Source organism: Luteimonas suaedae (genome assembly GCF_008312895.1).
Taxonomy (GTDB): Bacteria; Pseudomonadota; Gammaproteobacteria; order Xanthomonadales; family Xanthomonadaceae; genus Luteimonas; species Luteimonas suaedae.
In genome coordinates, this window is sequence record NZ_VSSP01000005.1 from 232215 (window position 1) to 254089 (window position 21875).

Sequence of the window (21875 nt, forward strand, 5' to 3'; positions counted from 1 at the left end):
GTCGGCATGAATACGGGCTGATGTCCGCGGGCGTCCGTTCATCTCGAGAAGCCGGCCGTCGAAGGGCGCTCGTATGGCTACGGCAGCATCCGCACCTTCGGCTCGCGCGCCCACTGCCGGGTCTTGGCCGTGGCGATGAACGCCTCGATGTCGGCGGCGTCGACCACGCCCGGGTCCTTGCCGACGTTGCCGGCCTTGAGCAGCGGCTGTGCGCCGGTGTCGGCGGCGATCGCCTTGAGGTGGGCGAAGGCATCGCTGACGAAATCGACGGCCGCCGATTCCTTGACCAGTTGCTTGCAGCCGTCGGGCGAGAGCACCACGGCCACCGCATCGAACACGATCGACGGGGTGCCGGCCAGCTGGCCGTCGGCGGGCAGCTTCTTGCCGTCGCTCAAGGTGGCGCCGCCGACCTTCGGCGCGACGATCTTGGCCAGCGCGCCGGCGCGCTCGGCGGCCTTGCGCAGCGCCTTGACGGTGGCGGCGTCGGAGCCGTCGTGCACCAGGATGCCGATCGTGCGTCCCTTCAGTGTGTGCTTCATGCGGCCGATGATCTGCAGCGCGGGCGAGGGTTCCATGTCCTGCGGTGCGACCGCGGCCGGCGGCGCCGGGGGCAGGGCATCCATGCCCAGGCCGTCGGCGACGCGTTGCGCCAGGTCGGGATCGATATGGCGCAGGTGGCCGACCATGCGCTCGCGCACGTGCGGCGTCTCCACCTTCGACAGCTCGAACACCAGGGCGTAGGCGATATGCGTCTGTTCGACCGGCGTCTGGCTGCGGTAGAACAGCCGCGCCTGGGTGTAGTGGTCGGCGAAGCTCTCGGGGCGGATCCGGCCCTTGGCGCCGTCCTCGGCCGGGGTGGCGTGGCTGCGGAATCCCGCCGGCGTCTCGCGCGGCGTGTCGTCCTGCAGCGAACTCGGTTCGTACGCCACCCGGCCCTTGGGCACGAAGGTCTGCATGTGGCCGTCGCGTTGCATGTTGGCGAACGGGCACTTGGGCGCGTTGACCGGGATCTGGTGGAAGTTGGGCCCGCCCAGGCGGATCAGCTGGGTATCGAGATACGAGAACAGCCGCCCCTGCAGCAGCGGATCGTTGCTGAAGTCGATGCCGGGCACGATGTTGGCCGGACAGAACGCCACCTGTTCGGTCTCGGCGAAGAAGTTGTCCGGCCAGCGGTCCAGCACCATGCGGCCGATGACGGTCACCGGCACGATCTCCTCGGGGATCAGCTTGGTCGCGTCGAGGTGGTCGAACGGAAGCGCGTCCGCCTGCTCCTGGGTGAAGATCTGCACGCCGAACTCCCACTCGGGGAAGTCGCCGGCCTGGATCGCGTCGAACAGGTCGCGGCGCTGGAAGTCGGGATCGGCGCCGGCCAGCTTCATCGCCTCGTCCCAGGTAGTGGACTGCAGGCCCAGTTTCGGCCGCCAGTGGAACTTGACGAAGGTGCTTTTGCCCGCGTCGTCGAGCAAGCGGAAGCTGTGCACGCCGAAGCCCTCGATCATCCGCAGCGAGCGCGGGATGGTGCGGTCGGACATGATCCACATGATCATGTGCATCGACTCGGGGGTGAGCGAGATGAAGTCCCAGAAGGTGTCGTGCGCGGTGGCCGACTGCGGGAAGCCGCGGTCCGGCTCCATCTTGACCGAGTGGATGATGTCGGGAAACTTGATGGCGTCCTGGATGAAGAACACCGGGATGTTGTTGCTCACCAAATCGAAGTTGCCTTCCTTGGTGTAGAACTTCACCGCGAAGCCGCGCACGTCGCGCGGCGTGTCCACCGAGCCCGCGCCGCCGGCCACGGTGGAGAAGCGGCAGAACACCGGCGTCTTCTCCCCGACCTCGGTCAGCATGCACGCGGTGGTGTACTGCTTCAGCGACCTGGTCAGCTCGAAGTAGCCGTGCGCGGCCGAGCCGCGCGCGTGCACGATGCGCTCGGGGATGCGCTCGTGGTCGAAGTGGGTGATCTTCTCGCGAAGGACGAAGTCCTCCAGCAGGGTGGGGCCGCGTTCGGTGGCGCGCAGCGAGTTCTGGTTGTCGCTGACGGGAATGCCCAGGTTGGTGGTCAGCGGCGGGTGCTCGCCGCGCCCCTGCTGGTGCAGTTCGTCGCCCTGGCCGCGGCTTTCCTTGCTCGCGGCGGCGCGGGCGAGCTTGGCTTTCACGGTTGATTTTTCGGGTTTGCCGGACGGCTTCCTGGCGGCCATGACGGGGCTCCTCGGTGCGCGTGTGGACGGGAGCGTGCGCGCAAGTGCGACGCAGCACCGTTCAGGCTGCACGCATCGTCGTGAATGCCCCGTCGAACTTTGCAGAGAAGTGCCGTGCGATGCGTCGCAGTCCGGCCATCTCGCAGGCCCCGCTACGGATGAATGCGCCGGGCCGCACCTCGCGGGAAAATGCCTGCGTGCAGGGCATCGGCCACGGTATTGCACGTGGTCCGTAGGAGCGCGCCACGCGCGCGATGCCGCGGGTGCCGGCAGGATCCGGTGGACGCCGCGATTTCGAACCGGCAGGCGCGCCGGTCACCGAAATCCGCGGGTGGCGCCGTGCCCGCGGCATCGCGCGCATGGCGCGCTCCTACGGGGCACCGGCGCTGGCCCGGCGGCATTCGCGCCTCGCGCTGGCGAGGCGCGCGGGAAAGCCGCGGTCAGGCCGCGGCGTCTGCTTCCTTGTAGGCGTCGACCGGGATGCAGGCGCACATGACGTTCTTGTCGCCGTGCACGTTGTCGACGCGCGCCACCGGCGGCCAGTACTTCGTCGTCTTCAGCACCGCCAGCGGGAATGCGGCCAGCTCGCGCGGATACGCGTGGGTCCATTCGCTGCCGGCGACCATGGTCGCGGTGTGCGGCGCGTTGCGCAGCGGGTTGTCGTCGCGGTCGAGCTTGCCGTCCTCGATCGCGCGGATCTCGTCGCGGATCTCGATCATGGCGTCGATGAAGCGGTCGAGCTCGTGCAGCGACTCGCTCTCGGTCGGCTCCACCATCAGCGTGCCCGGCACCGGGAAGCTCAGCGTGGGCGCATGGAAGCCAAAGTCGATTAGGCGCTTGGCAACGTCCTCGGCGGAGATGCCGGTCGCGTCCTTGATCGGGCGCAGGTCGAGGATGCACTCGTGTGCGACCAGGCGATTGCGGCCGCTGTAGAGGGTGGGGTAGTGGTCGGCCAGCCGCTTGGAGACGTAGTTGGCGTTGAGCATCGCCACCTGGCTGGCCTTGCGCAAGCCCTCGCGGCCCATGAGCGTGATGTACATCCAGCTGATCGGCAGGATGCTGGCGCTGCCGAAGGTGGCCGCGCTGACCATGCCGCCGTTGCCGACCCCGCCGGTGCGCGCGCCGCCGGTGCCGAACGCCGCCGGCAGGTACGGCGCCAGGTGCGATTTCACCGCGCACGGGCCCACGCCCGGGCCGCCGCCGCCGTGCGGGATGCAGAAGGTCTTGTGCAGGTTGAGGTGGCTGACGTCCGAGCCCCACTTGCCTGGCTGCGCCAAGCCGAGGATGGCGTTGAGGTTGGCGCCGTCGGTGTAGACCTGGCCGCCGTGGGCGTGGACGACCTCGCAGATCTCCACCACGTCCTCCTCGAACACGCCGTGCGTGGACGGGTAGGTCATCATGATTGCCGCCAGGCGGTCCGAATACTGTTCGGCCTTGGCGCGGATGTCGGCCACATCGACGTTGCCGTCCTTGTCGCAGCGGGTCACCACCACCTTCATGCCGCACAGCTGCGCCGAGGCCGGATTGGTGCCGTGCGCGGACTCGGGGATCAGACAGATGTCGCGCTGCCCCTCGCCGCGCGCCTGGTGCCAGGCGCGGATCGCCAGCAGGCCGGCGTACTCGCCCTGGGCGCCGGAGTTGGGCTGCAGGCTGATGTTGTCATAGCCGGTGCAGGCCACCAGCATCGCCTCCAGGCCTTCGATCAGCTCGCGGTAGCCCTGGGTCTGCGCCGGCGGCGCCAGCGGGTGGATGTTGGCGAACTCCGGCCAGGTGACCGGAATCATTTCGGCGGTGGCGTTGAGCTTCATGGTGCACGAGCCCAGCGGGATCATGGTGCGGTCCAGCGCCAGGTCGCGGTCGGCCAGCGTGCGCAGGTAGCGCAGCAGCTCGTGCTCGGAGTGGTGGGTGTTGAACACCGGGTGGGTGAGGAAGTCCGAGGTGCGCAGCAGCGCCGCCGGCAGCGCGTCGGGCGTGGCCGCGTCCAGTGCGTCCAGGTCGCCCAGTTCGACCCCGAACAGGCCGGCCAGGCGGCTGACGTCCTCGCGGGTGGTGGTCTCGTCCAGGCTGATGCCGAGGCTGTTGGCGTCGATGTGGCGCAGGTTGATGCCGGCCTCGCCGGCGTGCGCATGCACCTGGCCGGCGTCGATGCCGGTCACGTGCAGGGTGTCGAAGAAGTCGCCACCCACTTCCACGCCGGCCTCGCGCAGCACCGCAGCCAGGATGGCGGCGAAGCGATGGGTGCGACGGGCGATGCGCACCAGGCCGTCGGGGCCGTGGTAGACCGCATACATCGACGCCATCACCGCCAGCAGCACCTGCGCGGTGCAGATGTTCGAGGTGGCCTTCTCGCGGCGGATGTGCTGCTCGCGGGTCTGCAGGGCGAGGCGATAGGCGGGGTTGCCCTCGGCGTCGATCGACACGCCGATCAGCCGGCCCGGCATCGAGCGCTTGTAGGCGTCGCGGCAGGCCATGAAGGCCGCGTGCGGCCCGCCGAAGCCGAACGGCACGCCGAAGCGCTGGGTATTGCCCACCACGATGTCGGCGCCCCATTCGCCCGGCGCCCGGAGCAGGGTGAGGGCGAGCAGGTCCACCGCCGCGCAGACCACGCCCTGGCGCGTGTGCACCGCATCGGCCAGCGCGGCGTAGTCGTTGGCGCGGCCGAAGGTGTCCGGGTACTGCAGCAGCACGCCGAAGACATCCGCTTCGGCGGCCTTGTCGTCGTCGCCGATCAGCAGCTCGATGCCCAGCGGCTCGGCGCGGGTACGCAGCACCTCGACGGTCTGCGGGTGCACGCCGGCCGAGACGAAGAACACCTGCGACTTCGCCTTCGACATGCGCCGCGCCAGGGTCATCGCCTCGGCCGCGGCGGTGGCCTCGTCCAGCAGCGAGGCGTTGGCGATCTCCATGCCGGTGAGGTCGGCGCACATGGTCTGGAAGTTGATCAGCGCTTCCAGCCGGCCCTGCGAGATCTCCGCCTGGTAGGGGGTGTAGGCGGTGTACCAGGCCGGATTCTCCAGGATGTTGCGCAGGATGACATTCGGGGTGTGGGTGCCGTGGTAGCCCTGGCCGATGAAGCTGCGGAACACCCGGTTGCGATCGGCGACCTGGCGGATGCGCGCCAGCGCCTCCTCCTCGGTCACCGACTCGGGCAGGTCCAGCGGGTCGCGGGTGCGGATGGACCCCGGCACGATCGCATCGGTGAGCGACTCCAGCGAATCGAAGCCGACCGCCTCGAGCATCTGCGTGATCTCGGCGTCGTTGGGGCCGATGTGGCGCGCGATGAATGCGTCGTGCTGCTCGAGCGAGCGGAGGGATGTGGACTGGGACATGGCTTCAGACTCTGGCGGGCGCGGAAGGGCCGCGTGCGGCTGCACGCAGGGCGCCCCTCTGTCCTTTTGCCTGAGAGTTCGGAGAGGGGACGAACCCCTCCCATGCACCTTCGGCGCCGGATCGAACCGGTCTCTCCAGAGTTGTCCCCGCCGGCGGTACGTGAGCCTGAGCGATTACGGGCGTTGCGCCTTCGGCAGCGGGCATCCGGTGGGCCGGGGCCAGCTTCTCCCGTCGGGGGGTGTTGCGGGAACGATTATAGGCGTTCCGGCGGATGCCGCGCCGGCTCCCGCCATTCATCAGTCGCGCGGCGCTCCCCCCGTAGGAGCGCGCCACGCGCGCGATGCCGGCGCGCCGGCATCGCCCGGGCTCGTTGCCAGTCCGGCCGAAGACGCCCGCGATCACCGCCATGGGGCCGTGCCCACGGCTTCCGATCCCGCTTCGCGGCGATCCGTCGCCGTCTCCGGCGTTTTGTCGCCGACCGGTGGCGCGGCGCGGGCAGGCCGTGACAGGCTGCGGACGTCACCGCGAGAGAGGTCGCCAGCTTGAAAGGCATACGTTCGAAGCGATCTTGGTTCGTTGCCATGGCGCTCGCAGGCGCACTGCTTTCGGGGCAGGCGCTGGCATCGGACCCGTCGCCGCCCTGCGAGGTCGGCAGCTATCGGCTGGACAACGGCGACCTGCTCGACATCGGCCCCGGTGCCGAGGGCCAGCTACGGTGGCGCACCACGGACGGCCGCACCGGGGCGCTCTCGCTGCAGGACGATGGCACCTGGACCAGCACCCTGGGCTGGACGGAGCGGCCGGACGGCCACCGCGTGAGCTTCACCGACTGCGGGCGCGGCGGCATTCGCTTCGACCAGACGTCCGGGCAACGCGTGCCGCTGCAGCAGACCGATACTCGCTTCCAGGGCAGCGGCGTCACGCTCGCCGGGCGCTTGACGCTTCCCCCCGGCAACGACCCGGTGCCGCTGGTGGTGCTGGTGCACGGCGCCGAGCGCGACTCCGCGCTGGCGCGGTACTCGCTGCAGCGCGAATTCGCCAGCGCTGGCATCGGCGTGTTCGCCTACGACAAGCGCGGCACCGGCGCCTCGGGCGGCCGCTACACCCAGGACTACCTGACGCTGGCGGTCGACGCCATCCACGCCATGCGCGAGGCGCGGCGCCTGGCCGGCGCGCGCGCCGGGCGCGTCGGCTACCAGGGCGGCAGTCAGGGCGGCTGGGTGGCGCCGCTGGCGGCGCGCATCGAACCGGTGGACTTCGTCATCGTCAGCTTCGGGTTGGCGGTCTCGCCGCTGGAGGAGGACCGCGAGGCCATCGCCTTCGACATGCAGCGCGGCGGCTTCGGCCCCGTGGTCACCGCCGGCGCCATGGAGATTGCCGATGCCACCGCGCGGGTGATCGCAAGCGGCTTCACCGAAGGCTACGAGCAGCTCGAAGCAGTGAAGGCGAAGTACGGCGATGAACCCTGGTATCCGTCGGTGCGCGGCAACTTCACCTGGTACCTGCTCGGCAACGACGAGGCGACCGTGCGCAAGGAGGCCCCGCAGCTGGTGTACGGCATCCCCGCGCACTACGACCCCATGCCGGTGCTGGAGACGCTGGACGTCCCGCAGCTCTGGGCGCTCGGCGGCCAGGACCGCGACGCCCCGCCGGGCGAGACCCTGCGCCGCCTGGCCGCGCTGCAGCGCGACGGCAGGCCCATCGTCACCGCACTGTTCCCCGACGCCGACCACGGCATGTACGAGTTCGAGACGGGACCCGACGGCGAGCGCGTCTCCACCCGCCAGCCCGAGGGCTACTTCCGACTGATGGCCGATTTCATCCTCGACAGGCCGCTGCAGCCGGACTATGGGGCGGCTGAGTTGTCTTCGCCCCCTTAGCGCTATCCGCTATGGCCTACGGGATGCCGTTCGGCTCGGGATGCCGTTGCCTAGTAGGGCGGGGAGGGCAGGTGCACGTCCAAAAGGGCGGCTCGATCCAAAGTAGATGGCCGGCCGGAGTGTTCATCTCCTCCGTCGCTTTGTCTCTGCGCCGGGCCGCATCAACGGCTCTGGAACAGTCGGATCGGACGGATCCCATGCCCGCGTTCAGCCGCATCAGCCAGCAGCGCCAGTTCGGCCAGCTCGCGCCGGTACAGGTCGAGATAGGCGTCCTCCACGGGTGCGGTGACGTGGACGAACGCGAACGGGTCGCCGTCGGCCGACGACATGCGGCCACAGCGGCTGCGCAGGCGCCGGCCGAGGCTCGAACCATCCGCCAGCATGACCTTGTCGAATTGCGACAGCGCACCCTCGAAGTCCCGCCGGTACTGCTCTGCCATCGCGTAGACGCGCACGCGCAGTTCATCCGCGTCGCGCGTCATGGCCCCCCTGCAGGCGGAGGCAGACGCGGCCTTCGGACAGCAGGCGCTCGACCTTCGGCCAGCCATCGTGCAACTGCTGCAGCAGCGCCAGCTTGGCCTGCGCCTGCGAGCGCTCGGGCTCGGCCAGTGCTGCGACTGGCTACTCGCAGCGCCAAGGTCGGGCAACCGGCGTCGTCTGGGACGAGTATCTGTTGAGCGTGACGGTGACCCGGGGGCCTAGAGCGAGATCGATTTCAAGAACATCGACGCACTGGATCCGGCAATGGCGCTGGAGCGATTCGATCTGAGGCGGAAGGTGAGCAAGAGCGGGTGTTCTCTGCAGTGGAGGCGTGGCGGTGACCGTTTTCGACTCGAAACGGTCACTCAACGCCAGAATTAGGCCGAGCCGCGAACCGGTGCGGGGACCGCGTTAGTCGGCCGTGGCGAGTCTTTCCCGCAGTCGGGGTGTCGCGTAATCAAGGAATGCGCGCAGCTTCAATGGCAGGCGGCGTTGGCCGGTATAAACGAGGCTGGCGGGCATTGCCGGCGGCTCGAATTCGCGCAGTGCGGTCTGCAACTGACCGCCGCGTTTCCATTCCTCGATCTGGTAGGAAAGCACGCGCGTGACGCCGACACCGGCGATCGCCGCATCGATCGCTGCTTCCGCGGTGTTCACCACCAGCGTCGAACGCACCGGCACCGCGATCTCGGTGCCATCCACCGGGAACCTCCACACTTCGGTTGAATTGATCGCGTCGAACGTGACGCACCGATGACCGGCCAGGTCGCGTGGCACGTTCGGAAGCCCATGCGCGGAAAAATAGTCCGGGTGGGCGCAGACCACGCGGCGGATGGCGCCGATGCGCGTCGCCGTCAGCCGGCTGTCGGGTAGCTCGCCGACGCGCACGGCGAGATCGATGTGCTCTTCGAGCAGGTGAGCGATGCGATCTCCCTGGATCAGGCGCACGTCGATCTCGGGATAGGCCGCCAGGAATTCGACGACCACCGGCAGCACGTGCATTCGGCCCATCACGAGCGGGGCGGTGATCACCAACTCGCCTCGTGGCTCGGAAAACTCGCCCGCCGCGGCCCGTTCGGCTTCGGTCACGTCTTCGAGGATCCGCTTGCACGCGACGAGGTAATCGCGCCCGGCGTCGGTCAGCGTGAGCCCCCGGGTGGAGCGATTGAGCAGGCGCGCCTTCAGGTGCGTTTCGAGGTCCGACAGCTTGCGGCTGACGGTGGCCAGCGGCATGCCGAGCCTGCGGCCGGCGGCGGACAGGCTGCCTTCCTCCACGACGCTCTTGAACACGCTCATCGTTTCCAGACGGTCCATGTTTATTTCATATTTCGGAAGATTGGTTCCAATGTTTACATGCTAGTGCCGAAATGTGGAAGTGCTTAGGCTCTTTCTCCGACGGGCCCCACGACCGTTTCCCACTACCCCCAAGGAGAGCCAGACATGTCTCGTATCGCCATCCCCGCCGACATCGGATCCGCCCCGGCCGCCGCCCAGCCCCTGCTGCAGGCCGTGAACCAGCAGCTCGGTTCAGTGCCCAACCTGTTCCGCCTCGTGGCCATCAGCCCGGCCGCGCTCGAGGGCTACCTCGGCATGTCCGGCGCCCTCGGCAAGGGCAGCCTGCCCGGTCCGACCCGCGAGCGGATCGCCCTGGCCGTCGCCGAGATCAACGACTGCTCGTACTGCCTGTCGGCACACACTTATCTCGGCAAGCACCTGGCGAAGCTGGACGACGCCGAGCTCGCCGCCAACCGCAGCGGCACCTCGAACGATCCCAAAGCCGCCGCCGCGGTGCGCTTCGCCGCGAAGGTGGCCCACGCCCGCGGCCACATCGGTGATGAGGACGTGCAGGCCGTGCGCATGGCCGGTTATAGCGACGAGCAGATCGTCGAGATCGTCCAGCACGTCGCGCTCAACACCTGGACGAACTACATCAACGAGGTGGCCAGGACCGAGGTCGACTTCCCGGTAGTCGCCCCGCGCCAGGCGGCCTGATTCCCGAACGAGGTTGCCGGCCGTGATTCGCGCGACCGGCGTCCTCCCTACCGCCGAGGAGTCGACCATGGATAGACCCCCACTGCCACCATTCACCCGGGCCACCGCCGCGCAGAAAGTGCGGCTGGCCGAGGACGCCTGGAACACGCGCGAACCCGCTCGTGTCGCACTGGCGTACACGACCGACAGCCGCTGGCGCAATCGCTCGGAGTTCCTGCAGGGCCGCGACGAGATCGAGTCCTTCCTGACCCGCAAGTGGCAACGAGAGCGCGAATACCGGCTGACGAAGGAGTTGTGGGCCTTCCACGAGAATCGCATCGCCGTGCGCTTCGCCTACGAGTGGCAGGACGCGCATGGTGCCTGGTTCCGCAGCTACGGCAACGAGAACTGGAAATTCGACCCGCACGGCCTGATGCGCACGCGCATCGCCAGCATCAACGACCTGCCGATCAGCGAGGACGAGCGCCTGTTCCGCTGGCCGCTCGGCCGTCGCCCCGACGACCAGCCGTCGCTCGGCGAACTCGGGCTCTGATCGATCACCCCGCAATCCACTTCCCACCCAAGGACCATCGACATGGCAATCAAACTCTATCGCCACCCGCTTTCCGGCCACTCGCATCGCGCGCAACTGCTGCTCTCGCTGATCGGCCTGGAAACCGAACTGATCGACGTGGACCTGAGGAACGGCGCGCACAAGCAGCCCGGGTTCCTGCGCCTGAACAGCTTCGGCCAAGTCCCCGTCCTGGATGACAACGGCGTGGTGGTCGCCGACTCGAACGCCATCCTCGTGTACATCGCCAAGAAGCATGGTGGCGGCCAGTGGTTGCCTGAAGATCCGGCAGGCGCGGCGCGCGTCCAGCGCTGGCTGTCGGTGGCCGCAGGCCAGATCGCGTTCGGCCCTGCTGCTGCGCGCGTTGTGACGGTGTTCGGGGCGAAGTTCGACGCGAACGACCTGATCACACGCAGCCACGCCCTGCTCAAGGTGGTCGATGGCGAGCTGCAGGACCGCGACTTCCTGGCAGGAGACAAGCCGACCATCGCCGACGTGGCTGCGTATTCCTACATCGCACACGCGCCGGAGGGAAACGTCGCGCTCGACGCATACGGCAACGTCAATACGTGGTTGAAGCGCATCGAGCAGCTGCCGGGCTTCGTCGCCATGCAGGCGACGAAGGTGGGGCTTGCGGCGTAAGCGTCGCCCCACCGACCTGCACGTGGCAGGCGCACGCCGGCCTGCCACGCAAACCACCCCCTGTGCTCACCGATACCTGACGAGTCACTGGCAATGTCGGCCGAACTGTCTCCCTCTCCCTTCCACGAAGGCGAACTCGCGATCCAGCGCCAACTCGGCGTGGCCGAGCGCATGGACGCATTCGCAAGGAAGGTGGTGCGCGACCACATGCCTGACCAGCATCGGACCTTCTTTGCGCAGCTGCCCTTTCTCGTCGCTGCGAGCGTCGGCCGCCAGGGCTACCCCGCGGTCACGCTGCTGGCGGGCACGCCCGGCTTCGCGCATTCCGCCGACGCGAAGTTCCTGCAGATCGATCGCATGCCCGACCTCTCGGACCCGGTCGGCGAAGGCTGGCTTCCCGGCGAACCCGTCGGCCTGCTCGGCATCGAACTGCACACGCGGCGCCGCAACCGAATGAACGGCACCCTGGCCCGTAACGAACACGGGATGATCGGCGTGACCGTCGGTCAATCCTTCGGCAACTGTCCGCAATACATCCACGCACGCGACATGGCATTCGTCCGCGACCCCGCGCAGGCCTGGCAGGGCGACATCGAATCCGGGCAGGACCTCGATGAGGCGGCGCGGAGGATGATCGCGGCCGCCGACATCTTTTTCGTCGGCAGCCATACCGAACACGGAGAGCAGGGCAAGCGCTCGGTGGACGCTTCCCATCGCGGCGGCAAGCCGGGTTTCGTCAGGATCCAGGGCAACCGGCTGACCATTCCGGACTTCGCCGGCAACCTCCACTTCAACACGCTCGGCAACTTCCTGCTCAACCCGAAGGCAGGCCTGGTGTTCGTGGACTTCGCCAACGGCGACATGCTCCATCTGTCCGGCGATGTCGTGCTCGATTTCGACGCGGAAGAAGTCCGCACCTTCCGGGGCGCGGAACGGCTGTGGCACGTGGACGTTCGTCGCTGGACCAGGCGGAAGGGTGCGTTTCCGCTGCGCGGCCGCGACGGCGAGGCGTCGCCGAACACGCTGATGACCGGCTCGTGGGAGGAGTCCGACGCGCGCCGCGAGGCCGAGCGGATACGCGAGCAATGGCGGGACTTCCGCATCGTCGAAATCGTGCAGGAGTCATCCGTCGTCAAGTCGTTCTGGCTCGAACCCATCGACACATCGGGGCTGTGGCTGCACGAGGCCGGCCAGTACCTGCCGGTTCGACTGCAGCTGCCCGGTGACGAGCGCCATACCTCACGCGTGTACACGGTGTCGGTCGCCCCGTCGGACGGCATTTACCGCATCAGCGTCAAGAAGCAGGGTGTCTTTTCCGCGCACCTGCATGACCGCTGCCGCGTCGGCGACGTGATCCAGGCGCGGGCACCACGCGGCGAGTTCGTCGTCGATGCGCTGGAGCAGCGGCCCCTGGTGCTGATCTCCGCCGGCATCGGCATCACGCCGATGATGGCGATGCTCAGGCACGTGGTCCACGAAGGAGTGCGGAAACGCCGCGTGAGGCGAACCTGGTTCATCCACGGCAGCCGCAGCGTGGCCGAGCGCGCGTTCACCGGCGAGCTGAGCCGGCTCGCCGGATCCACCAACGGCGCAGTGCGCGTCGTCCAGGTCCTGAGTGACCCCGGCGGTGGCATCGAAGGAATCGATTACCACGTGAAGGGCCGCATCGACATGGGACTGCTGCAGGCGGTGCTTCCATTCGGCGACTTCGATTTCCATCTGTGCGGGCCGCCGAGCTTCATGCAGTCGGTCTACGCACAACTGCGCAGCGCCCACGTGCCGAATGAACGCATCCACGCCGAGGCGTTCGGGCCGGCCGGCATCCGCCGCGACAACGAGGCCGGTATGCCGCCTGCGGCAACCGATGCGGTCAGCGTGCTGTTCGCGCGTTCGGGCAAGGAAGCGCGATGGACACCGGACTCCGGAAGCCTGCTCGAACTGGCCGAGGCGCGCGGACTCAGCCCGCCGTACTCCTGCCGCTCGGGCACCTGCGGGAGCTGCAAGCACGTGCTCGCGCAGGGCTCGGTCACTTACCCACGCAATCCGTCCACCCCCTGCGGCGACGACGAACTGCTGCTGTGCCAGGCGCTTCCGGCGCAAGGCAGCGAACCGCTGATCATCGAGGCATAACCGAACAAGGAGACACCATGTCGAACATCATCGACTTCATTCTGGGCATTGCTTCGCGCCCATTAGGTCGGCGTGCCGCTTGCCCCCCAAGCGGAAGCGGATGCGCTGCAAGAATCGATCCATCCCTGGTGATCGAATCGCTCGCCATGCCCCGGCAATGGAATACGGGAGCCGATCTGGCGGATGCGTACCAGAGCGGATACTGGCAGCGGCAGGGGGAACGGGCATGAACAACGACGACCGTGTGTCCAGGCACCGCATCTCGCGTCGGCGGTTCCTGTCCGGCAGCGCCGGCCTGGCGGCCTCCGCCCTGCTTCCGGGCAGTCACGTCTTCGCAGCAACCAATGCGGAAGGCTTGCGCATCCAGCGACTGGCATGGGCGGGCATCCGTCTGCAGCTCCCGCAGGCGACGTTGTTCATCGATCCGCTGGTCAATCCGGATGCGTGGGGATCCACACTCAAGGATCCGCTGATTCCCGTCGGCGATGCCGTTGGCGACACCTATGTCCTCATCACCCACGCGCATCCCGACCATTTCGATGCGAAAGCCGTAGGGGAAGCGCTGGGCAATGGCGGCGCCCTGGTGTACCCGGCCGGAACGAACCCGCTGCCGATTCCACGAGGCGCCCGTGCACGGCCGAGCGCGCTCTGGGAGCCACAGCTGCTCGGCGACTTCACCGCCACTCCGGTGCCGGCCTCGGATGGTTATGGCGACCCGCAGGTCTCCTGGGTGGTGTCGGCGGGAGGTCGGCGCATCTTCCATGGCGGGGATACGCTCTGGCATGGACACTGGTGGCGGATCGGCCGCCAGTTCGGCCCATTCGATGCGGCATTCCTGCCGGTCAACGGTGCGCGCTTCGGATGGCGCAAGCCGGTCAGCGGCCACCCGGGTGTGTTGACGCCCGAGCAGGCGTTGGCGGCTGCGACCATCCTGGGTGCGCGCCGTCTGGTGCCCATCCACTACGGCGTATCCGGCCTGGAGGAATATGTAGAGGTCGAAGACCCGATCGAACGGTTGCGCAAGGCGGCGCGCGAGACGTCCGTCGGAATCCAGGTAATCGCGCCGGGCGCATGGATGGGCTGGAGGCAATGACAAGGATGCCGCCCTTCGTTAGCACGATCGCCTTCGTGGGTTGACGCCCTTGGGGAAGTCTGCCTCAACAGCCCGTTGGTGATCTCGTTCGTATTCGTGTGCGCCAACATGCCCCGCGCCGATGCTTACATCCACTTGTTGACGGAACGAAACGGGCGGCGCCTGGCCGCCGCCCCGGTGGATGCTCTTGTGACTCAAGAGTTACTCAAAGCGCATGTCCAGACGCATGCCTATGGTGCGGCCATCCCCATAGATTTCGTTGAGCGGCTGGCTGCTGGATGTGCGGCTGCGCGCGGAACGATAAGTAACGTACTCCTTGTTCAACAGATTGTTCGCGAACAAGCCCAAACTCACGTCGTCATTCAAATGGATGCGGCCGGACAGGTTGATCGTGGTATAGCCCGCGGTGCGATCCTCGTCGCGAACGTTGAAATGCGACTTGAACGGTCCGTAGGTCGCCACGTCGATGCGGGCGGAGGCGTCGCGATCGAACAAATTGAAGCCGTGGTCCAATGCCAGGTAGCCGTTGTACTTGGGCACCATGGTCATGTCATCGCCGGCTTTGGCGCCAAGTGCGGGTACATCGTCTAGCATGGTCGAATCGGTATAGGCGGCGTTGAAGGTCAGTGTCGTGTTGTTGCCAAGCCAGGCTTGGCTCTCCAACTCGACCCCGCGCGAGCGTGCATTGGCGGCATTCGCGGTGAACGAGAATCCACAGGTTGGCATGTAGATGCTGGTGCGTACGTCGGTCCAATCGATTTGGTAGATCGCAGATGCTATGCGCAAACGGCGATCCCACAGATTCCCTTTGAAGCCAAGCTCGTAGTTGTCGATCTTGTCGCTGGTGTAGCGGTCGCGATGCGACGGCGCGAATTCATCGTCAAGGCAAGCGTTGGGCAGCGGCCCATTGTTGCCACCTGGGCGATAACCTTCCGAATACAGCGCGTACAGGTTCATGTCGCTGTTCGGTATCCAGGCCACGCTGAGCTTCTTGCGATTGCCAGATTCCTGTCCGCCCGTAGTGGCGGTGTTGGCTTCAGGTCCGATCCAGATGCCACTCTGCGTGTAGCTGGTGGCATCGTCCAGCCTGAAGTAGCGGATGCCGCCGGTGATCTCGATCCGTCCCGAACCGGCATCGAACGAGTAGCTGAGTTCGCCGAACGCAGCTTCTTCCTTGCTGCTTACGTGGTGATAGGTCAGGTTGTAGTTCTTGCTGGGATCTCCATACAAAATCCGACCCAGGTCGCCAACGTTGTGGATTCCTTGCGCCGCCCATGCTGGATCGAACCATGCCCAGTCGTTCCAGTCGGAGAATAGCGCGATGCCCTGCGGGGTGATTTCGTGGTACTGCCACTGCGCGTTCGGGTTGTAGCCCTCCCAGTCGCGGTCCTGGAACAGGCCAACGGTCCAGTCGAACCCACCACGGCGTTCGTTGCTCTGGAAGCGAAGTTCGTGGGTGACCCGGTTGGTCTTGTTGTGGTTGATGATCCAGGTCTTCATCATGTCGGCCATGTCCAGGCGTGACCAATTGTCCAGGGAGTCGTCCTTGATCTCGCGCCAAGAGCCGACATAGCTGGCCGATGCGATGCCGAACAGATCGTCATGCTCGAACGTCAAAGAAAACAGATCGGTGCCTGACTTGGACCACGGATCCATGATCTCGTAGATGGTGTAGCGCGATGGCGCATCGACTCCGGGATTGCCATCAGTGAAGCACGCGGGGCGCTCCCAGGTGGCGTCGCACGAGACGACGTCGTAGTCGACGTCGTAACCCCAGGGGGAATCTGGATTCTCGGTGAAATTGGGGACGTAGTATCCGCCCGGTTGCGAGCGGTCCGCGAGACGGGTCCCTTCGGTCCGCGACTTCTGGTTGATATACCCCAGGTTGAAGCGAGTATCCTCGGTGGGCTCCCATTGCAGTTGCATCCGCAGCAGTTCCCCGCTGATGCTCCGCTGGGTTCCGGTGGCGGCGTTGACGATCTTGCCCGGTGTCCTGTAGGTGCTGCCAGCCACACGTAGCGCCAACTTGTCCTCGATCAACGGCGCATTTGCGCCGAATTCAAATCGCTTGGCGAGTCCAGGCACGTCGCTTTCGTTGCTCGCACGCAGCGTACTGAAGATCTCGAAATCGTTGACGCGCGGCTTGTTGGTGATGATCTGCACCGTACCGCCGATGGCGTTGGACCCCCATAATGTCCCCTGTGGTCCGCGAAGTACTTCCACGCGGTCCACATCGAAGATGTTCGACGACTCGAACGGCACGCCGTCGACGAACTGGCTGGTGGTATCCGGGGATGGCGAATTGCTTCCGCTCAGGCCTCGCAGGATTAGCTGCCCGGTCGCACTGGCGCCACCGGCGATCGTTCGATAGATCTCCTCGACGCTGGTCAGGTTCCTGGAAGTAAGCTCCTCGGCCGAGATGGCAGTGATATTCATCGGCACTTCCATGATGGATTCCGTGCGCTTGCGTGCGGTGACAACCACGGCGTCCAGCTCTTTTGCTTCCAGTTCAGGGGAGCCTTGGTCCGTTTGCTGCTCTTGGGCGAATGTTGTACCGCTCAGGACAATGGCGGAGGACAGTGCGGTGGCCAGCGCACTGCGGCGAAGGCTGCGATTATGACGGGTTGGCATATTCGAGATTCCCCGGAGTTGATAGACATTACGCGATGTCGCTTCCCCACATCGGCAAGCCGAGATTAAGGCGATATTTCACGTTTGTCACCTAGACAATATTCCGGTTGTCCAAGTCATGGACGAGCGAATGAGCCTTTGGTTGCGTATGCCTGCATATGCATCAGCGATCATTTCCATGAACTTTTCTGAGAATTCCGGCCTGACTCTCAAGGGCTCGCTAAAGATCAGCCTTGGCCGGCCTAACGAAGACGCCTCTGTGGCGATGGCGTTGCCATCTGCCTCGAGGCCCGTTTGGTGGCGGATAAAGCCGGACAGCGCGAGCATCCCATCGAGCATTGCATTGCGGTAATCACCTTCCAAGTAGTGGCGCATGGACCGAAGAACGGGGTCAGGTTGAGCCACGCCTGATTCCTCGGAACACGGTCCTCGCACGGAGGTGTTCGATGCAGAAGCGTCAGTGGTTCGCGGCGGAGCTCAAACGGGAAGCGGTGTGGTTGCTCGAGACGGGTGACCGACCGGCGGCGGCGATCGCTACCTCGCCCTTCAGCTGCCGCAGGGCTGAGGGCGGGGATGCATTCTGCGGGAGCTGACCATCGCTTCGGCGCAACCGGCGACGTGGCGCTGTTCGAGATCGAGGATCCTTACGCCGTAGCGGTGCTCGCGGTCCGCCACCCGCGCGAGGACGATTACAGTATCCGCTGAAGCGCTGCACTGAGCTTGCGATCAGGACGCGGGCATGGCGCGCGCCGACAGAGCACGGCAGACCCCCGGGGCAGGGTCGGCGCGGTTCGGGCGCGGGCATCGCGCGCATGGCGCGCTCCTACGGGCGGCGGCAGGCCGCGGGCAACGTCGGCGCGCTCGGGGTGCGGGCTTCGCGTATATGACGTTTGCCCGCGGGAGGCGGGGCCTGCCTGCCGAACGTTCCGTTTTCGTCGCAAGGCTTAAACTGTCCCGCCCTCGATCGCATGATGGTTGCCGCTATGACCAGACCACCGTTCCGCCCCCTTCGCATCGACCACATCGTGCTGCGCGTGCGCGACGTTGCGCGCATGCAGGCGTTCTATTGCGACGTGCTCGGCTGCACGGTCGAGAAGCGGCAGGAGGCGATTGGGCTGCTGCAGCTGCGCGCCGGCGATGCGCTGATCGATCTGGTCGATGTCGACGGCAAGCTCGGCCGTACCGGTGGCGCCGCACCCGGCAGTGAGGGTCGCAACATGGACCATCTGTGCCTGCGCGTGGATCCGTTCGACCGCGCGACGATCGTCGCCCACCTGCAGGCGCACGGCGTCGAGGTCGGCGAGTTCGGCTCGCGCTACGGCGCCGAGGGCGAGGGGCCGTCGCAGTACCTGCTCGATCCGGAAGGCAACGCGGTCGAACTGAAAGGCCCGCCCGACGCGGCGCGGCCGGCGGCGTGAACGACGCCGCGCAGAAGCCGATCCCGCCCGGACGTCGCCTGGCCTGGCTGCTGGCCGGGCTGGCGATGTTCGGGCCGTTCTCGATCGACACCATCTTTCCGGCGTTCGCACAGATGGGCGGCGAGTTCGGCGCCGACAAGCTGGCGATGCAGCAGACGATCAGCGTGTACCTGATCGCCTATGCGCTGATGAGCATCGTGCACGGGCCGCTGTCGGACGCGATCGGGCGCCGCGGGGTGATCCTGGGCGGGCTGGTGGTGTTCATCGCGGCATCGGCGGGCTGCGCGCTGGCGCCGGACCTGACCACGCTGCTGGTGTTCCGCGCGCTGCAGGGGCTGTCGGCCGGCGTGGGCCTGATCGTCGGGCGCGCGGTGATCCGCGACGTCTACCAGGGCGACGATGCGCAGCGGCTGATGAGCCAGGTGATGATGATCTTCAGCATCGCGCCGGCGATCGCGCCGGTGATCGGCGGCTGGATCCTGGGCTGGGAGCGCTGGCCGGCGATCTTCTGGTTCCTGGTGCTGTTTTCGATCGCGCTGCTGCTGGCGACCTGGGCCTGGCTGCCGGAGACGCATCCGCGCGAGGCGCGCGGCACCCTGGTGCCCCGGCGCCTGCTGCGCGACTACGTGGCGATCTTCACCAACCCGCGCTTCCAGCGGCTGGCGGCGGCCGGCGCGTTCAATTTCTCGGCGCTGTTCCTGTTCATCGCCTCGGCGCCGGCGTTCGTGATGGATATCCTGCGCCTCGACGAGCGCCAGTTCGGCTGGTTCTTCATTCCGATGATCAGCGGGATGATGATCGGCTCGTTCGTGTCGGGGCGGGCGGCCGGCCGCATCACCGGCATCCGCCTGGCCAACATCGGCTTCGCCTGCAGCGGCGTGGCGATTGCCGGCAACATCGTCTACTACCTGGTCGTCGCCGAACCCGCGGTGCCGTGGGCGGTGTTGCCGATGGTGCTCAACGCGTTCGGCATCGCGCTGGTGTTTCCCATCATCACCCTGGCGATCCTGGACATGTACCCGCGCCAGCGCGGCTCGGCCTCGTCGCTGCAGGCGTTCACCGGGCTGGTGCTCAATGCGATCGTGGCTGGCGTGCTGTCGCCGCTGGTGAGCCACCACGGCCTGCCCCTGGCATTGACCGCGGCGGGCTTCCTGCTGGTCGGCTGGGGGTTCTGGCGCTGGGAGATCCGCCGCGATCGCACCCGGCCGCAGTGCCCGAAGGCGCCGACCGGGATGGAGCCGACGGAGCACCTGTGACCGCTCGCCCGCGGGCGTAGGCAGTGCACGGCTCCCGTAGGAGCGCGCCATGCGCGCGATGCCGCGGGTGCCGGCAGGATCCGGTGGATGCCGCGATTCCGAACCGGCAGGCGCGCCGGTCACCGGAATTTGCGGGCGGCGAAATGCCCGCGGCATCGCGCGCATGGCGCGCTCCTACGACGGGCGGGAATCCGCATGACCTTGCCCGTGTCGTGGTGCCATCTTCGCAGGGGCGCGCCAGGACCGGTGGATGCCGGCCCTTCGCATCGTCGCTATTGGGACTCGGTGTTCGCGCCCGCGTCGGCCACCGGTGCGGCGGCCGGCCAGCCGCAGGCCTGGCCTTCGTTCTGGTCCTCCAGCCAGTCCTGCAACGGCGCGAAGTATTCCAGCACCGCCGAGGCGTCCATGGTCTCGGTGCCGGTCAGTTCCTTCAGCGTCTGCTGCCAGGGCTGGCTGGCGCCCTTGCCGAGCATCGCCCAGAACTTCTCGCCCGCGGCCTTGTCGCCGTAGAAGCTGCAGTCGTACAGCGGGCCGTCGTAGCCGGAGGTGTCGCACAACGCGCGGTAGAACTGGAACTGCAGGATGTGCGAGAGGAAGTAGCGCGTGTAGGGCGTGTTGCCCGGCACGTGGTACTTGGCGCCCGGGTCGAAAAAGTCCTCGCCGCGGGGCACGGCCGGGGCGACGCCCTGGTACTGCGCCTTCAGGTCCCACCAGGCGCGGTTGTACTCGTCCGGCGCGATCGAGCCGTCGAACACGCCCCAGCGCCAGCGGTCGATCATCAGCCCGAACGGCAGGAACGCCACCTTCGCCAGCGCCATGCGCATCTGCGAGTTGATCAGATCGGCCTGGCTCTGCTGCTGCTCGTCGACCAGCCCGATCGAAGACAGGTACTGCGGCGTCATCGCCAGCACGATGGTGTCGCCGATGGCCTCATGGAAGCCGTCGTGGGCGCCGCTCTGGAACAGCGGCGGCTGGTCCTCGTAGGCGAGGTAGTAATAGACATGGCCGAGTTCGTGGTAGACGGTGGTGAAGTCCTCCTCGTTCGGCTGGATGCACATCTTGATGCGCACGTCGTCGGTCATGTCCATCGGCCAGGCGCTGGCGTGGCAGACCACGTCGCGGTCGCGCGGCTTGATCAGCTGGCTCCGGTTCCAGAACTTCTCCGGCAGCTTGGGCATGCCCAGCGAGGCGTAGAAGTCCTCGGCGCGGCGGGTCATGGCGATGGCGCTGTCGACCTGCGCCTGGCGCTCGATCTCGACCCGTTCGGCGGCCTCGGGCAGGCCGGGCAGGGCGGCCAGGCGCTTGTCCAAGCCTGCGCGGTACTGTGCCTCCAGCGCGCCGGTGATGTCGAGGCTGCCGGTATTGGGATAGGGCTCCAGGATGTCCCACAGGTTGCTCCAGTCCTGCTGCCACATATTGCCCATCAGGTGCGCCGGCAACAGGCCTTCCACCGAGCCGCGATCCGGGTACTTCGCCTCCAGCCGGGTGCGGGCGTAGCAGTGCAGCTGCTCGTACAGCGGCTTGACCTGGCCCCACAGGCGATCGGTCTCGGCGGCGATCTCGGCCGGGCTCATGTCGTAGCCGGAACGCCACATCTCGCCGGCATCGGCGAAGCCCATGTCGCCGGCGCCCTCGTTGACCAGTTCGACGAAGCGGGTGTAGTCCTTGCGCATCGGCTGGGCAATCGAGTGCCAGCCGCGCCAGGCATCGAGCTGCTCGTCGTAGTCGCGGCTCCTGCGCAGCACGTCCTCCAGTTCGCCGAGCTGCCGGCAGCGCTCGGCGTCGCCTTCGCCTACGCAGTAGGCGCCGCTGCCGTACATGCCTTCCATCTTGGTGGCGATGCGGGTCAGCTCGGCCAGTCGCGCCGGATCCTTCGGCGCGGGCATCGAGGTGCTGAGCTTGAGCAGGTTGATCGCACGGGCGGTGGCCGGCGCCATCTTCTGGCCTTCGAAGCGGCGCGCCTGTTCGATCCATGCGTTCAGCTGCGTCAGCCAGCGCTCGTTGCCCTTGGCGGCCAGCAGCTGGCTGTCGTCGTTGATGTAGGTCGAAGACAGCCATTGCGAGGCGGTCAGTTCCGGATACATCTCCCGGATCTCGTCGTTGACGCGGGCGATGAACTGGTCCGCGGTCTCGTCCTCGGGAACGGTCGGCCCGGCTGCGGGCGCGGCGTCGCGCTTGCAGGCGGAGAGCGCCAGGCCGGCGACGAGGGCGAGGAGACAGAGCTTGCGATAGGTCACGGGCGATTCCTGGATGAGAGCCGGCTGAACGAAGCGGC

The 21875-nt window shown here is 67.0% G+C and carries 16 protein-coding genes and 2 riboswitches; of the genes, 9 read left to right on the top strand and 7 right to left on the bottom strand.

What is annotated here, in order from left to right; translation table 11 throughout:
* Positions 1-77: 77 nt before the first annotated feature.
* Both FXO19_RS10250 and gcvP read right to left on the bottom strand, forming a co-directional pair.
* Entirely contained in the window at positions 78-2198 is a 2121-nt protein-coding gene (locus tag FXO19_RS10250; RefSeq protein ID WP_149194995.1) for a catalase, read from the bottom strand.
* A 440-nt stretch (positions 2199-2638) separates the two neighbouring features.
* Positions 2639-5527 carry an aminomethyl-transferring glycine dehydrogenase gene (gene gcvP / locus FXO19_RS10255; RefSeq protein WP_149194996.1) on the bottom strand — a complete coding sequence of 963 codons (2889 nt, stop codon included), beginning with the start codon at positions 5525-5527 and terminating at the stop codon, positions 2639-2641.
* Positions 5528-5580: 53 nt separating this feature from the next.
* A riboswitch (glycine riboswitch) is annotated at positions 5581-5671 on the bottom strand.
* Positions 5672-5769: riboswitch (glycine riboswitch) on the bottom strand. It abuts the riboswitch before it with no gap.
* Between the two features lie 340 nt (positions 5770-6109).
* On the opposite strand from gcvP, the gene FXO19_RS10260 reads away from it, so the two are divergent.
* Entirely contained in the window at positions 6110-7408 is a 1299-nt protein-coding gene (locus FXO19_RS10260; protein WP_149194997.1) for an alpha/beta hydrolase family protein, read from the top strand.
* A gap of 161 nt (positions 7409-7569) precedes the next feature.
* Here the strand turns inward: FXO19_RS10260 and FXO19_RS10265 are convergent, their stop codons facing one another.
* On the bottom strand, positions 7570-7890 hold the full coding sequence (locus FXO19_RS10265; RefSeq protein ID WP_149194998.1) for a hypothetical protein: 321 nt from the start codon (positions 7888-7890) through the stop codon (positions 7570-7572).
* 409 nt (positions 7891-8299) lie between these two features.
* Positions 8300-9202: a LysR family transcriptional regulator gene (locus tag FXO19_RS10270; protein WP_149194999.1), complete on the bottom strand. Its 903-nt coding sequence runs from the start codon at positions 9200-9202 to the stop codon at positions 8300-8302.
* A 126-nt stretch (positions 9203-9328) separates the two neighbouring features.
* Here FXO19_RS10270 and FXO19_RS10275 point away from each other — a divergent pair, with 126 nt between their 5' ends.
* The 5 genes from FXO19_RS10275 (at position 9329) to FXO19_RS10295 (ending at position 14295) form a co-directional block, all read left to right on the top strand.
* A complete protein-coding gene (locus tag FXO19_RS10275; protein WP_149195000.1) occupies positions 9329-9880 on the top strand; it encodes a carboxymuconolactone decarboxylase family protein in 552 nt (183 codons plus the stop codon).
* A gap of 67 nt (positions 9881-9947) precedes the next feature.
* On the top strand, positions 9948-10412 hold the full coding sequence (locus tag FXO19_RS10280) for a nuclear transport factor 2 family protein (protein WP_149195001.1): 465 nt from the start codon (positions 9948-9950) through the stop codon (positions 10410-10412).
* 42 nt (positions 10413-10454) lie between these two features.
* Positions 10455-11072: a glutathione S-transferase family protein gene (locus FXO19_RS10285; protein ID WP_149195002.1), complete on the top strand. Its 618-nt coding sequence runs from the start codon at positions 10455-10457 to the stop codon at positions 11070-11072.
* Between the two features lie 93 nt (positions 11073-11165).
* Positions 11166-13202, top strand: coding sequence for a 2Fe-2S iron-sulfur cluster-binding protein (locus FXO19_RS10290; RefSeq protein WP_149195003.1), 2037 nt, complete (start codon positions 11166-11168; stop codon positions 13200-13202).
* 157 nt (positions 13203-13359) lie between these two features.
* Positions 13360-14295 carry an MBL fold metallo-hydrolase gene (locus FXO19_RS10295; protein WP_223115472.1) on the top strand — a complete coding sequence of 312 codons (936 nt, stop codon included), beginning with the start codon at positions 13360-13362 and terminating at the stop codon, positions 14293-14295.
* Between the two features lie 201 nt (positions 14296-14496).
* Here the strand turns inward: FXO19_RS10295 and FXO19_RS10300 are convergent, their stop codons facing one another.
* Both FXO19_RS10300 and FXO19_RS10305 read right to left on the bottom strand, forming a co-directional pair.
* Entirely contained in the window at positions 14497-16926 is a 2430-nt protein-coding gene (locus FXO19_RS10300) for a TonB-dependent receptor (protein ID WP_149195004.1), read from the bottom strand.
* A gap of 87 nt (positions 16927-17013) precedes the next feature.
* A complete protein-coding gene (locus FXO19_RS10305) occupies positions 17014-17301 on the bottom strand; it encodes a TIGR02391 family protein (protein ID WP_149195005.1) in 288 nt (95 codons plus the stop codon).
* A gap of 198 nt (positions 17302-17499) precedes the next feature.
* Here FXO19_RS10305 and FXO19_RS19580 point away from each other — a divergent pair, with 198 nt between their 5' ends.
* From FXO19_RS19580 to FXO19_RS10320, 3 genes are all read left to right on the top strand, one after another.
* Positions 17500-17631 (top strand): hypothetical protein, encoded by a 132-nt coding sequence (locus FXO19_RS19580; protein ID WP_425481461.1) that lies wholly within the window; start codon positions 17500-17502, stop codon positions 17629-17631.
* Between the two features lie 278 nt (positions 17632-17909).
* The gene (locus FXO19_RS10315; protein ID WP_149195006.1) at positions 17910-18344 is read left to right on the top strand and encodes a VOC family protein; all 435 of its coding nucleotides are present in this window, start codon (positions 17910-17912) and stop codon (positions 18342-18344) included.
* 38 nt (positions 18345-18382) lie between these two features.
* Complete coding sequence (locus tag FXO19_RS10320; RefSeq protein WP_149195054.1) at positions 18383-19600, top strand: multidrug effflux MFS transporter; 1218 nt, start codon at positions 18383-18385, stop codon at positions 19598-19600.
* A gap of 272 nt (positions 19601-19872) precedes the next feature.
* On the opposite strand, the gene FXO19_RS10325 is transcribed toward FXO19_RS10320, so the two are convergent.
* Positions 19873-21837 carry a M2 family metallopeptidase gene (locus tag FXO19_RS10325; RefSeq protein ID WP_149195007.1) on the bottom strand — a complete coding sequence of 655 codons (1965 nt, stop codon included), beginning with the start codon at positions 21835-21837 and terminating at the stop codon, positions 19873-19875.
* Positions 21838-21875: the final 38 nt, after the last annotated feature.

Coding starts and splice junctions, on each gene's coding strand:
- FXO19_RS10250 (WP_149194995.1), bottom strand. CDS start 2,198: ATGGCCGCCAGGAAGCCGTCCGGCAAACCCGAAAAATCAACCGTGAAA.
- gcvP (WP_149194996.1), bottom strand. CDS start 5,527: ATGTCCCAGTCCACATCCCTCCGCTCGCTCGAGCAGCACGACGCATTC.
- FXO19_RS10260 (WP_149194997.1), top strand. CDS start 6,110: ATGGCGCTCGCAGGCGCACTGCTTTCGGGGCAGGCGCTGGCATCGGAC.
- FXO19_RS10265 (WP_149194998.1), bottom strand. CDS start 7,890: ATGACGCGCGACGCGGATGAACTGCGCGTGCGCGTCTACGCGATGGCA.
- FXO19_RS10270 (WP_149194999.1), bottom strand. CDS start 9,202: ATGGACCGTCTGGAAACGATGAGCGTGTTCAAGAGCGTCGTGGAGGAA.
- FXO19_RS10275 (WP_149195000.1), top strand. CDS start 9,329: ATGTCTCGTATCGCCATCCCCGCCGACATCGGATCCGCCCCGGCCGCC.
- FXO19_RS10280 (WP_149195001.1), top strand. CDS start 9,948: ATGGATAGACCCCCACTGCCACCATTCACCCGGGCCACCGCCGCGCAG.
- FXO19_RS10285 (WP_149195002.1), top strand. CDS start 10,455: ATGGCAATCAAACTCTATCGCCACCCGCTTTCCGGCCACTCGCATCGC.
- FXO19_RS10290 (WP_149195003.1), top strand. CDS start 11,166: ATGTCGGCCGAACTGTCTCCCTCTCCCTTCCACGAAGGCGAACTCGCG.
- FXO19_RS10295 (WP_223115472.1), top strand. CDS start 13,360: ATGGAATACGGGAGCCGATCTGGCGGATGCGTACCAGAGCGGATACTG.
- FXO19_RS10300 (WP_149195004.1), bottom strand. CDS start 16,926: ATGCCAACCCGTCATAATCGCAGCCTTCGCCGCAGTGCGCTGGCCACC.
- FXO19_RS10305 (WP_149195005.1), bottom strand. CDS start 17,301: ATGCGCCACTACTTGGAAGGTGATTACCGCAATGCAATGCTCGATGGG.
- FXO19_RS19580 (WP_425481461.1), top strand. CDS start 17,500: ATGCATTCTGCGGGAGCTGACCATCGCTTCGGCGCAACCGGCGACGTG.
- FXO19_RS10315 (WP_149195006.1), top strand. CDS start 17,910: ATGACCAGACCACCGTTCCGCCCCCTTCGCATCGACCACATCGTGCTG.